Source organism: Vreelandella subterranea, assembly GCF_900111305.1.
GTDB classification, from domain to species: Bacteria; Pseudomonadota; Gammaproteobacteria; order Pseudomonadales; family Halomonadaceae; genus Vreelandella; species Vreelandella subterranea.
In genome coordinates, this window is sequence record NZ_FOGS01000002.1 from 464,767 (window position 1) to 476,239 (window position 11,473).

Genomic DNA, 11,473 nt, shown 5'->3' on the forward strand with positions numbered 1-11,473 from the left:
ATTGACCCCTGGCTGCCAGTATGATGATATTAAAAAAACATCATACCCGTCCCCCACAGGAAACGGCCATGGCGCTCGACTCAAGAACGATTCTACTCGGCTTGGCGCTCAGTTGCGTCACGCTTGCCAATGCCGCCGAAGCCAAAGACCAACTCGTGATGGCCATCGGCGGTGAGCCGGAACAGGGTTTCGACCCGCTACTCGGCTGGGGGCAATACGGCAATCCGTTATTTCAGTCGACGCTGCTTTCACGGGGTACCGACCTTGCCCCTCAGCCGCAGGTCGCCACCGACTGGTCACTCTCCGACGACCGCCTCACCTGGACACTGACGCTACGCGACGATGTCCGCTTTGCGGATGGCACCCGGCTCACCGCTGACGATGTCGCCTTTACCTTCAATGCCGCCGCCGAGGCAGGCGGGAGAGCCGACCTGAGCGTGCTTGACAATGCCGAGGCCATTGACCCGTACACCGTCACTCTCACCCTGCGCGAGCCGCGCATCACCTTTATCGACCAGCTGATGACCTTGGGGATTGTCCCCAGCGCCGCGCGTAAGAACGGCTACGACGACCACTACGGCCGTGCCCCACTGGGTTCCGGCCCCTATCGACTGGTGGAATGGCAGGAAGGCGAGCAATTGATCGTCGAGCGTAACCCGCACTTTTACGGCCCCACCCCGCCGTTTGAGCGGCTGGTGTTCTTGTTCACCGGTGAGGATACCACCCTTAACGCCGTACGCGCAGGTGACGTCGACCTGGCCGCCCTGCCCCCGGCGCTTGCCAGTGAGATCCCGTCAGACATGCAGCGCATTACGATGGAAAGCGTCGACAACCGCGGCATTCTGTTTCCCATGCCGCCGGATGAAGGCAAAACCGCCGACAATGGCGCGCCCATTGGCAACGATGTCACCGCCGATATCGCTATCCGCCAGGCAATCAACCTGGCACTCGATCGCGACACCCTGGTGGATGTGGCGCTTGAGAGCTACGGCCGCCCGGCGTTCGGCCCCGCCGACGGCCTGCCGTGGAGCGACCCCGACGAAACCCTGACGGCGCCTGACCTTGAGGGCGCCATTCAGCGCCTGGAAGACGCCGGCTGGCAGCAGCGCGACGATGGCCTGCGCGAAAAACACGGTCAAACGGCCCGCTTCCGGCTGACCTACCCCGCAGGCGACACCACCCGGCAACGGCTGGCCGAGGTCAGCGCACAAATGGTCCGTCCGCTGGGCATCGACATGCAGCCCACCGCCCGCCACTGGGATGAGATACAGCGCGAAGCCCTCCATCAGGATGCCGTCGTGATGGGTTTTGGCAGCCACAGCCCCCAGGAGATCTATTACCTGTTCCATAGCGCGCATAGCGGCAACGGCTTCTACAACAGCGGTTTTTACACCAATCCTGCCGTGGACGATCACCTCGACAACGCCCAGCGGGCCGCCAGCGCCGAACAGGCCAATCGCCATTGGCGCAATGCCCAATGGGACGGTGAGACCGGCTATGGCGTACGCGGCGACGCGACCTGGGCATGGATGGTCAACCTGGAGCACATCTATGCCGCCGACAGCTGCCTGGACCTGGGCACCCTCGGCGTTGCCCCCCATGGCCATGGCTGGCCGATTACCGCCAACCTGCTGGACTGGCGCTGGACGTGCAACTGATCGCGACCTTCGCCGTTCGGCTGCTGCGCCTTGCGCTGGTAATGGTGTGCGTTGCGGCCGTGTCGTTTGGTTTGATGATGCTGTCGCCCATCGACCCGATTGACGCCTACCTGGGGCCGCAAATGGCCCAGGTAAGCCCGGAGCAGCGGGACCTGATCGCCGAGCGCTGGGGGTTCAACGAACCGCCGGTGGTCCAGTTTGGCCACTGGCTTGGCCAGCTCATTCAGGGCGACCTGGGGGTTAGTCATGTATACAACCAGCCGGTGAGCGAGGTCATCGGCCAGCGTTTCAAGCGCTCCATCGTATTGCTGGGCAGCGCATGGCTGCTCACCACGCTGGTTGGCTTTGCCCTCGGGGTGGTTGCCGGGGCAAGAGAAGGCAGCCTGCTGGATAGCATCATCAGTACCTACGCCTACCTGACAGCCTCGACGCCCGCTTTCTGGCTGGCCATGCTCCTGCTGCTGTTATTTTCGGTGTACCTGGGCTGGACACCGGTATGTTGCGCAGGCCCCACCGGCACCCTAAGCCAGGATGTCGGCCTGGCCACCCGGCTGCATCATCTGATACTGCCCGTCATGACGCTCGCGCTGGTGGGCATCGCCACTATTACCCTGCACACCCGCACACGCATGATCGCGCTGATGAACTCCAACATCGCCACCCACGCCTTTGCACAAGGCGCCAGCCGTTGGGATATCGCCTGGCGGCACGGTATCCGCCATGCCAGCCTGCCCGCCCTGACGCTCTCGCTGGCCTCGCTGGGAGAGCTGTTTGGGGGCTCGGTGCTCGTCGAGCAGGTATTTGCCTACCCAGGTCTTGGTGAGGCAACGGTTGCGGCCGGGTTGCGCAGCGATGTGCCCCTGCTGTTGGGCATCGCGCTGTTTACCGCGCTATTCGTGAGCGTGGGCAATTTACTCGCCGATACCCTCTACGCGCTGATTGACCCCCGCATGCAGAAGGTGACGCCATGAGCCGCGCGCAGCCCAGGCGCGATGCGTTATGGATGGGTGCCGCCATCGCCGTACTGCTCGTCGCGCTACTCAGTAGCCGCTGGTGGCTCGGCGACACGCCAGGCCAGATGCACTTTGACGCCCGCCTCGCCGCCCCAAGCCTGGACCACTGGCTCGGCACCGATGCGCTGGGCCGCGACCTATGGGCGCGCACCCTGGCAGGGCTGAGCTTGAGCATCGGCGTCGGCAGCCTGGCCGCGCTGATCGGCACCTTCATCGCGCTGGGCATGGCGCTGCTGGCCATGCTGGGGCCACGCTTTGACGCGCTGGTCGCCCTGGTGATCGATACGCTGCTCAGCGTGCCGCATCTGATCCTGTTACTGCTGATTGCCTTTGCGCTCGGCGGCGGCACCCAGGCGGTGATTATCGCCGTGGCGGTCACCCACTGGCCCCGCCTGGCAAGATTACTGCGCGCCGAACTCCTCCAGCTTCGCCATGCCCCCTATATCGCCATGTCCAGAGCGCTCGGCAAGTCCCAATGCTTTGTGATGGTCTACCACTACCTGCCCCAGGTGCTGCCCCAATGCGTGGTCGGCGCCTTGCTGCTGTTTCCCCACGCCATATTGCACGAAGCCGCGCTGACCTTTCTGGGCGTCGGGCTGGACCCCAGCCAACCCGCCATTGGCCTGCTGCTGGCCGACGCCATGCGCTACTTGAGCAGCGGCGTCTGGTGGCTCGGCCTATTCCCCGGGCTGGGGCTGTTGCTGGTGGTACTCAGTCTCGAACGGCTGGCCAGTCACTGGCGTCATGCGCTTTAGGCCCTGCAAGGAGAAATGACATGCTGACCATTGAACACCTGACCCTGCAGCTGCCGTATTACGCCCCCTGGTGGCGGCGCCGCTGGGCCGAGGTATTGAGCGACGTATCACTCGAGCTTCACCCCGGCGAGGTGCATGCCGTGGTGGGCGCGTCGGGCGCGGGCAAGAGCCTGCTTGCCCATGCGCTGCTGGGCCTTCTGCCCGAGCCCAAGCGCCAGACCGGCCGACTGACCTTCCACCGCCAGGTGCTGACAGCCGCGCGCCAGCGTCAGCTTCGCGGCCGTGAACTGGCCTTGATTCCCCAGTCTCTCGATGCGCTCGATCCCCTGGTCCGCAGCCAGCGCCAGGTCAGTTGGGCGGCGAACCGCGCCGGGGATGCCAGAGCCAACGCCTGGCAGGCAGCCGGGCAAGCGCTCACTCACTACCAGTTGGATGAACGCAGCAAACAGGCCTTTCCCCATGAACTGTCCGGCGGTATGGCGCGGCGGGTACTCGTCGCCATGGCCCACGTGAGCCACGCGCAGTTGATCATCGCCGACGAACCCAGCGTCGGCCTCGACCCACAGCAGCGCGACCGGGTGCTTGACGCCCTGGCGGCGCTGGCCCGCCAAGGTAAAGCGGTGCTGCTGATCACCCACGACCTGCGCCATGCTTTGCCCATTGCCCAGCGTGTCACCCTCATGCGCCAGGGGCGATGTGTCGAAACCGCCTTCGCCAGCGCCTTCCAGGGCGACGGCGACACCTTGGCCACCGACTACGCTCAGGCGCTCTGGCAGGCGCTGCCGGACAATCATTTTGGCGTAACACCTACCGCACAGGCCCAGAACGTTGCTTAACGCCTATCGCCTACATCATGCTTTTGCCGATCAGACGGCCGTGCTGGATAACGTGTCCCTGTCGCTGGAGGCGGGCGAATGGCTGGGACTTAGCGGTCATTCCGGGGCGGGCAAGTCGACCCTCGGCCAACTGCTGGCGGGGCATCTTGCGCCCCAGGCGGGAACGATAGAAGTGGACGGCGAAGCGCTGCCGCGCAGCGGCTTGCAGCCCGTGCAATGGCTGCCCCAGGCGCCGGAGCTTTCGGTCAACCCGCGCTGGCGGGTCAAGCGTATACTGGAAGAAGCCTGGACGCCCCCGGCGGAGTTGCGTGAAGCCTTCGGGATCGAACCCGGCTGGTTGAACCGCTACCCCGGCGCGCTTTCCGGCGGCGAACTGCAGCGGGTATGCGTGCTACGCGCCCTGGCCCCCGGGGTGCGCTGCCTGGTGGCCGATGAAATCTCCAGCATGCTCGACCCCCTCACCCAGCTTGCCCTGTGGCAAGCGCTGCGCGAGGTAGTCGATGAGCGAAGGCTCGGCGTGCTGGTCATCAGCCACGATGCGGCCCTGCTTGAACGCCTCTGCCCCAGGCAATTGACGCTCAGCGAGGGGCGTCTGAGCCCGTCTGTACGGCACGGCGCTCAAAGCGCCTGAGACCCAGCGCCACAACCAGCGTCACGCCAAGCAGCAGCCACGACCCCAGTGCCACGCCCTGCCAGCCCGCCCATTGCCAGAACGGCTCCAGCCAGAAACCGCCAAGGCTGGCCCCCAGGTAGTAGAACACCAGATACAGCGCTGACGCGCTGCCCCGCGCACCCTGGGCATGGCGCCCCACCCAGCTTGAGGCCAGCGAATGGGCCAGGAAAAAGCCAAAGGCGTTGACGGTCAAGCCAAGAATAATCAGCCAAAGGGAATTCGCCAGCGTGATCGCCGTGCCCAGCATCAGGATCGCCACGCCCAGGCTCATGCAGGTCGCCGGTGAGAAGCGCTGGGCCAGCCGCCCAGACAGCGTTGAGCCGACGGTACCGCCCAGATAGGTCAGAAATACCAGCCCCAGGCTGCTCGCCGCCAATTGATAGGGCGCCCCGGCCAGGCGGAAGGTAATGTAGCTGAACTGGTTGATGAAGATCAGGAAGTTGATGCCGCCCAGTGCGTAGGCAGCAAGAAGAATAGGATTGCGCAAGTGCCCGGCAAGATCGCCCAAGGCGACACGCAGTTGAAAGCGCTGCGGCCGAAACGCCTGACTGTTGGGCAGCAGCCGCCAGAACACCGCGCAGCCCACCAGCGTCAGCACGCCAACGGTTAAAAACGCCGCCGTGGGCCCGCCGATATCCGCCGCCGCGCCACCCACCACACGCCCGCTGATGCCGCCCAGCGAGTTGGCCCCGATGTACAGCCCCACCGCGCTGAGCAGCGCCGGTTTATCGAACTCGTCACCCATCCAGGCGATCGCCACCGCCGGCAAACCACCCAACACAAAGCCTTGCACCAGCCGCAGCGCCAGCAGGGTTTCAAAAGTGGGCGCAAAGGCCAGCGCCAACGAACAGCCCCCCGCCAGCAGCAAGGTGGTGCGCATGATGCCTTCGCGGCCAATGGCATCGGAAAGCGGCCCGAATACCAGCAGCGCCAATGCCAACGACAGCGTGGCCACCGACATCAGCAGGCTCACGCCCAGGGTCGACACGCCATAGGTCTCTTTAAGCCCCGGGAGCAGCGGCTGAGGGGCATAAAGATTGATGAACACCAGAAAGGAGCCCAGGCACAGGGCAAAGGTCGCACGCCACCAGGCGCGGGTGTTGGCTTTGATCATGTGACGCTCAACGGTCGGGAGCGGCCGCTACATTGACCGTGAGGCGTTGAACGGCGACGTATCCTTGAGCTTGGCCATGTGTGAAGAAGCCAGCGGCCGCCGCGATTGCCAGTAGTAGCGATTCCAGTAGACATTGTCCAGGCTGGAGATAATCACTCCTTCGGAGGTAGACGCGTGCAGAAAATGTCCGTCGCCGACATAAATGCCCACATGGTTATAGGCCCCCGGCGGGCGGAAGAACACCAGATCGCCCGCCTGTAATTCCTGGCGATCGATCGGGCGTCCCTCATGGACTTGACCACGGGTGGAGCGCGGAAGCTCCAACTCAAAGGTATCGCGGAAGATGTTACGTACCAGGGCCGAACAGTCGATACCACGCTGGTTGGTGCCGCCAAGTCGATATGGTGTGCCGACCCACTGCTCATGCTGGGCCAGCAGGGCCTCGCGCACCTGCTCGGTCGGCGAGGCCTGCCAGTTGCCGAAGTCGTCGTATTGCCCATCGAAGGGCGACATCTGCGTCTTCCAGTCGTCGGGCAGCCCCGGCATCGAGCGGGCAAAATAATCATCGGGCGTATCATCCCGCGGCGCACTGGTAGCACAGCCGCTCAGCACAACGACCATGCAGCCAGCCATCGCCAGAGGCGCATGGCGTTCACGTAAGCGAACAGAATAAAGATTGATAAAACGAGCAGCGGTGACAGCAATAGTTGGCAACGCAACCATGCGCGATCCCTCGTCAATAATTGAATAAAATTACCAGATGCCAGACCTATGCTTGGCTGAGCTAATACTGGACAACCATGACTATAAGCCAAAATACCTACGTTAAGCGAGTCTCAATGCAAGGTACGTTGATCGCCGGGCAGCGTATCGATGTGCAGCGGCGCAAAATGACGCGGCTTGTTGCCGGGAAAATCCAGGCTCGCCCAGGGCCCTGCCAGTATCGGTGCTGCGCACAGCCAGGCGACCAGAGCCTGCCGAAAACTGGCCAGAAAGCTCTCCCGCTCGGGGGTTTCCCCCATGAAGAACGAGAAACCCGCGTACATGCCAGCCGCGTAATCCTGCCAGCCCGAATAGTGATCCGCCGCCAGTTGGTAGGCACGCCCCAGCACATCGGCAAAGGCCGTGGATGACAGCCAGCCCAACTGTCGACCGGCAATGGCCAGATCGACAAGCTGGGCAATATCCCAGGCCGCCATGTCGATCTCGTTGCAACCATCCTCGTTATCGCGCACGCGGCGCAGCCTCAGCAGATGATGGCGATCCTCCTCCGCACAATCACCTGACTCCAGAATGGCAATCTCGGCTTCCAGGCGCTGAGTATTGAGCGTGTAGGGCTCGTAATTGATCTGATATTCCTGGCGGTCACCCGCCTCCAACATGGACGTCAAAAAGGTCTGCATATCGTCGGCGCTGGCCAGGTGGTAATGGCTTTCCACCCATTCACGAATCTCCGCGCACTCGCGGGGACTTTCCTGCTGGGGCTCGCTCCAGACCGCACTGTTCAACGGTCCCACCAGTGACATCGCAGTAAACTGGCTGAGCGTCGGCCGCTCGCTGGGTTCGCGCCACGCATCAGCACGCCAGTCCAGCCAATGGAACAGACTGCCCGGGTCTTCCAGGTGCCAGGCAATTTCATTGCTCAGCGAGGCATGCTCGCTCTCCGGCAAGCAATGCTCCCAGGCAAGCCAGGCTTCCAGCATGCGTTTGGCGTTGGGATAAAAGCGGCACAAACAGCTGCGCAGCGAGCGCGCGTAATCCAGCAGCGCCTCCGTCTCGAGGAGTTCGCTGTTGAGGGCCATATGCAGGTAGAAGGCAAACTTCTCGGCCATGTGGATCGTGGCAGCATGACGACTGACGCCTTTCAACGCCTGGCGTTGGGCGTTAACCGGAAAATCCGGCTGACCAAACAGCGTCGCGGAAGGCGGCATGACCCCGTGGGCCGCATCGGCGGCGAGCTGATTCAGGTGATGCGCCTGAGCAGGCAGCCAGTAGCGCGCCATGGCCGCCGCTCCCTCGTCGGCATGCAACCCCAGGGAGCCATCCAGATACTCCCCCGCCTCGACGCGTTGCGCTTCGCTCAGCGGGGCCTCGGGATTGGCCAGCCGTAGCATGGCATCCGGCTCACGCACCCCTGCCATGGCCAGCAACCAGCGGTGTGGCGAGTTGCGCCACTGGCTGAGCATGTCGCGCGAGGCCGCCTGGGTCTCGGCGTCCAGCAGGTCGTCAACGGCGACCTGCCAGGGGCTGAACGAGCCGCTCAGCAGCAGCGTCTCGCGTTCGGGCGGCGTCATGTCGCGACGGTCAATACCGTCAAACAGGCTCTGCCCCCGCCGGTAGGCAACAATCACCGCCCGCCAGTCATGGTAGCGGCGCTGCATCAGCTCGGCGGCGTGCGCCGCAAAGGCATCCGCCTCGGCCTGGGTCAGCCAGCCGCTGCAGGCCCCCGCCCAGGCCAGTTCGACCAGCCGCAGCCAGTCCCAGGCGGCCCACTCAAGGGGCTCTCCCTGGTTGACAAAGCGGCATAGCACGCTGGCGTGGTGCGAATCAGGCTGGGCATTGCGCTGCCACTCCTGGCGCTGGGCCGCGTCCATGGCAAGCAGATCGCGTGCCTCAACGTCCCAGCGCTGGCGCTCCCCCTGGGCACCCAGCCATAACAGCCCGGTCAGCAGCTCGTCGCGACTGTCAATATCCCAGGCGGTACCCAACCAATTGACTGCATCCGGCCAATCCGCCTGGCTTGCCGGGTAATTGAGCAGCGGACGAAACAGCGCACACAGCCGCCAGGGCCGAGCGCCAGGCGATGTGGGCCACAAGGCGACGTCACCGTGATCGCGCAGCGCCGCCTCGAACATCTCCCAGGTGATCCCCGCGCCCTCGGCTTCCGAGTCCGCCAGCACCTGACAGGCATCGATAAAACGGTCATCGGCCCCGGTAGCCCAGCCACGCACGCCCAGCGAGCGGCGCACATCGCCCAGCCAACTGCGTAGATCGCGGTAGTCGTGGTGAATACGCTGCATCACGCAGCAGGCCCAGTCGCTGGCCTGCTCGGCGCTTATCCACCCCGCCGCACCGGCCAACGCCGCCCATTCCAGCGCCGCCAGCAGTTGATCCGCCTCGCCTGCCGGGGCATGCAGCGCAAGCCACCATTGCTCGGCCAGCTCACCCCGATGGGCAATCCCCTGGCCCAGCAAACGCTGTTCCGCCGCCCCCGCATCCACCGATAGGGGATGCGGCGTAAAATGCCAATCGCACAGCACCAACTGCTGCGCCCACCAAGCATGTAACGCGTCGCCCAAGAGACACCTCGACAAAAAACCACCCACTGCCCGCAGGCAAGTTCAAAGCCGCTTAGTGTAACGGAAACAGCCCCAAAGGCCGATAGATGTCGAGTACAGGTTTTCGTCAGAGTGCCATTCATTGCGCGATCAGCAGTGATCGAACCACCGAAGATTATCGCCTGTAGCAAGCCTGATCGCCCGACGAAGTCGGTCTCCTACAAGGGCTGAGAGGCACCACTAAAGCATGTGCCGGTGGGGTTCGTAGGAGCTTCATTGCGCGATCAGCAGTGATCCTGCCGCCGAAAATCATCGCTTGCATGAATGTAGTCGAAAAACTACACTTAACAGGTGCTTGAAATCAAACAAACAGATACGTACCGAAAGTGGGAACGCAAACGCCGCGATCAGCGTGCTAAAGCATTGATTGCCGCCCATATCTTTCGGCTGGCGAATGGCTTACCAGGGGACGTAAAACCTGTTGGGAACAGCGTTAGCGAATTACGTATTCACCACGGCCCTGGTTATCGCATTTATTTCAAGCAGCGTGGCAACGAGATCATCATCCTGTTATGCGGTGGCGATAAAAGTACCCAGCAAAGCGATATCGAAACAGCACATCGCTTAGCAGCACAGTGGGAGTCGTTATGAACGATAAAATCTATGATTACGACCCAGCAGCAGCCTTAGAGAGCGAGGAGCCAATTGCCGTGTTTCTTGCGGATGCACTAGAAACTGGCGATTCAGCGTATATCGCAAAAGCGATGGGCGTGATTGCGCGTGCCAAGGGCATGACTGAACTAGCCCGGGAAACAGGCCTGTCCCGCGAGCAGCTTTACCGCTCATTCAGTGAACAAGGCAACCCAACCTTGAAAACCATGCTCGCCGTAACGCGCGCACTTGGCGTTGACCTAACAGCACGCCCACACGAAAAACCGGCCGCATAACCAATACCGGCCTGTAAGAGCGCAATTCATTGCGCGATCAGCAATGATCCCGCCACTGAAGGCCATCGCCTGTAGAAGGTCTTATCGGCCGACATCGTCGGGCTTCTACAGGGGCTGGGAGGCACCAAAAAAGCATGTGCCGGTGGGGTTCGTAAGAGCGCAATTCATTGCGCGATCAGCAATGATCCCGCCGCTGAAGGCCATGGCCTGTAGAAGGCCTTATCGCCCGACATCGTCGGGCTGCTACAGCGGCTAGGAGGCACCACTAAAGCATGTGCCAGCGGGTGCGAAGCTTTCCGTTTACTCGGCACCGACCGCTAAGTTCGCTTCTCCAGAACGCCTATCACCTCCGGCACGGCCGCTGTTGTGTCGTCGATAGACGTATAAAGGGCATGAACAGCCTCGGCGACGCCACGCTCCACCCCCAATTCGTTGGTCATGGTGTGATAGTAACCAAGGTCTTTAGTGGCATTGGCAACGGTGAATTTGAAACCGGAGGGGTCATGGTCAACGATATAAGGACGCAGTCGCTCCAGTACAACGCCACCTCCGCCACCCGCTCCCAGCACTTCTAATAGTGCGCTATCGCTGATACCCGCCTTGCGAGACGCAGCGGTGGCCTCGGCCAGCACGGCCGAAAAGCCCAACGACACAAAGTTATGCAGTAGCTTTAGCGTATGCCCGGCGCCTACGTCCCCAGCATGGGCAATGTTTTCGGCAAACCCTTGCAGTAGTGGCAGGGTTTCATCGAATAACGCCGTCGGAGCGCCGACAATCAGATTAAGCCGCCCCTCTTCCGCTTCTTTAGGGGTGCGCGTCATCGCCGCATCCATAAAGCGGCCACCTGCCGCCACCACCCTGGCCGCCACAGTTTCTGTCGAACTGGGTAGTGCGGTAGAACAGTCGACGACGACACTACCGGCCTTTAAGCCTTCCAGAACGCCGTTGGGTTCAAAGAGCACCGCTTCTACTTGCGGCGATCCGGTGACGCACAAAATCACCACCTCTGCATTCTGTGCCACTTCCCGGCCCGAACTCAGCGGGGTGGCGCCGGCTGCCATGAGATCATCCACAGGCTGATTACCAGAATGTTCAAGAAAGCTGACCTCATGGCCTGCACGCAGCAGGCTATTGGCAATACCATGGCCCATCAGGCCCACACCGACAATGCCTACCTTTCGAGATGTTGTCATTGTTAT

The 11,473-nt window shown here is 62.5% G+C and carries 11 protein-coding genes; 7 read left to right on the forward strand and 4 right to left on the reverse strand.

Annotation, left to right across the window (positions count from 1 at the left end; translation table 11 throughout):
• Positions 1-68: 68 nt before the first annotated feature.
• From BMX75_RS18135 to BMX75_RS05125, 5 genes are read left to right on the forward strand one after another with little or no spacing between them, the layout of a single operon-like run.
• A complete protein-coding gene (locus BMX75_RS18135; protein WP_092825801.1) occupies positions 69-1,658 on the forward strand; it encodes an ABC transporter substrate-binding protein in 1,590 nt (529 codons plus the stop codon).
• A complete protein-coding gene (locus BMX75_RS05110; RefSeq protein WP_217639858.1) occupies positions 1,649-2,629 on the forward strand; it encodes an ABC transporter permease in 981 nt (326 codons plus the stop codon). The genes BMX75_RS18135 and BMX75_RS05110 overlap by 10 nt, the downstream gene beginning before the upstream one ends.
• Entirely contained in the window at positions 2,626-3,426 is an 801-nt protein-coding gene (locus BMX75_RS05115) for an ABC transporter permease (RefSeq protein WP_092825803.1), read from the forward strand. Before BMX75_RS05110 ends, BMX75_RS05115 begins: the two co-directional genes overlap by 4 nt.
• A gap of 20 nt (positions 3,427-3,446) precedes the next feature.
• A complete protein-coding gene (locus BMX75_RS05120; RefSeq protein ID WP_092825806.1) occupies positions 3,447-4,262 on the forward strand; it encodes an ATP-binding cassette domain-containing protein in 816 nt (271 codons plus the stop codon).
• Positions 4,255-4,893: an ABC transporter ATP-binding protein gene (locus BMX75_RS05125; RefSeq protein WP_092825808.1), complete on the forward strand. Its 639-nt coding sequence runs from the start codon at positions 4,255-4,257 to the stop codon at positions 4,891-4,893. The genes BMX75_RS05120 and BMX75_RS05125 overlap by 8 nt, the downstream gene beginning before the upstream one ends.
• On the opposite strand, the gene BMX75_RS05130 is transcribed toward BMX75_RS05125, so the two are convergent.
• The 3 genes from BMX75_RS05130 to BMX75_RS05140 all read right to left on the reverse strand — a co-directional run bounded on the left by BMX75_RS05130 (position 4,841) and on the right by BMX75_RS05140 (position 9,348).
• Positions 4,841-6,049: an MFS transporter gene (locus tag BMX75_RS05130; RefSeq protein ID WP_092825810.1), complete on the reverse strand. Its 1,209-nt coding sequence runs from the start codon at positions 6,047-6,049 to the stop codon at positions 4,841-4,843. The two genes, BMX75_RS05125 and BMX75_RS05130, sit on opposite strands and share 53 nt — an antisense overlap.
• Positions 6,050-6,076: 27 nt before the next feature.
• Entirely contained in the window at positions 6,077-6,772 is a 696-nt protein-coding gene (locus BMX75_RS05135; protein WP_092825812.1) for a C40 family peptidase, read from the reverse strand.
• A 113-nt stretch (positions 6,773-6,885) separates the two neighbouring features.
• Positions 6,886-9,348 carry a DUF1266 domain-containing protein gene (locus BMX75_RS05140; RefSeq protein WP_092825814.1) on the reverse strand — a complete coding sequence of 821 codons (2,463 nt, stop codon included), beginning with the start codon at positions 9,346-9,348 and terminating at the stop codon, positions 6,886-6,888.
• A gap of 330 nt (positions 9,349-9,678) precedes the next feature.
• Here BMX75_RS05140 and BMX75_RS05145 point away from each other — a divergent pair, with 330 nt between their 5' ends.
• Entirely contained in the window at positions 9,679-9,978 is a 300-nt protein-coding gene (locus BMX75_RS05145) for a type II toxin-antitoxin system RelE/ParE family toxin (RefSeq protein WP_092825816.1), read from the forward strand.
• Entirely contained in the window at positions 9,975-10,274 is a 300-nt protein-coding gene (locus tag BMX75_RS05150; protein ID WP_092825818.1) for an addiction module antidote protein, read from the forward strand. Before BMX75_RS05145 ends, BMX75_RS05150 begins: the two co-directional genes overlap by 4 nt.
• Before the next feature lie 317 nt (positions 10,275-10,591).
• On the opposite strand, the gene BMX75_RS05155 is transcribed toward BMX75_RS05150, so the two are convergent.
• Entirely contained in the window at positions 10,592-11,467 is an 876-nt protein-coding gene (locus BMX75_RS05155; RefSeq protein ID WP_092825820.1) for an NAD(P)-dependent oxidoreductase, read from the reverse strand.
• Between the last annotated feature and the right edge of the window lie 6 nt (positions 11,468-11,473).

Excerpts from the sequence above, each read along its gene's own strand:
- BMX75_RS18135 (WP_092825801.1), top strand. The coding sequence starts at position 69 with ATGGCGCTCGACTCAAGAACGATTCTACTCGGCTTGGCGCTCAGTTGC.
- BMX75_RS05115 (WP_092825803.1), top strand. The coding sequence starts at position 2,626 with ATGAGCCGCGCGCAGCCCAGGCGCGATGCGTTATGGATGGGTGCCGCC.
- BMX75_RS05120 (WP_092825806.1), top strand. The coding sequence starts at position 3,447 with ATGCTGACCATTGAACACCTGACCCTGCAGCTGCCGTATTACGCCCCC.
- BMX75_RS05130 (WP_092825810.1), bottom strand. The coding sequence starts at position 6,049 with ATGATCAAAGCCAACACCCGCGCCTGGTGGCGTGCGACCTTTGCCCTG.
- BMX75_RS05135 (WP_092825812.1), bottom strand. The coding sequence starts at position 6,772 with ATGGTTGCGTTGCCAACTATTGCTGTCACCGCTGCTCGTTTTATCAAT.
- BMX75_RS05150 (WP_092825818.1), top strand. The coding sequence starts at position 9,975 with ATGAACGATAAAATCTATGATTACGACCCAGCAGCAGCCTTAGAGAGC.
- BMX75_RS05155 (WP_092825820.1), bottom strand. The coding sequence starts at position 11,467 with ATGACAACATCTCGAAAGGTAGGCATTGTCGGTGTGGGCCTGATGGGC.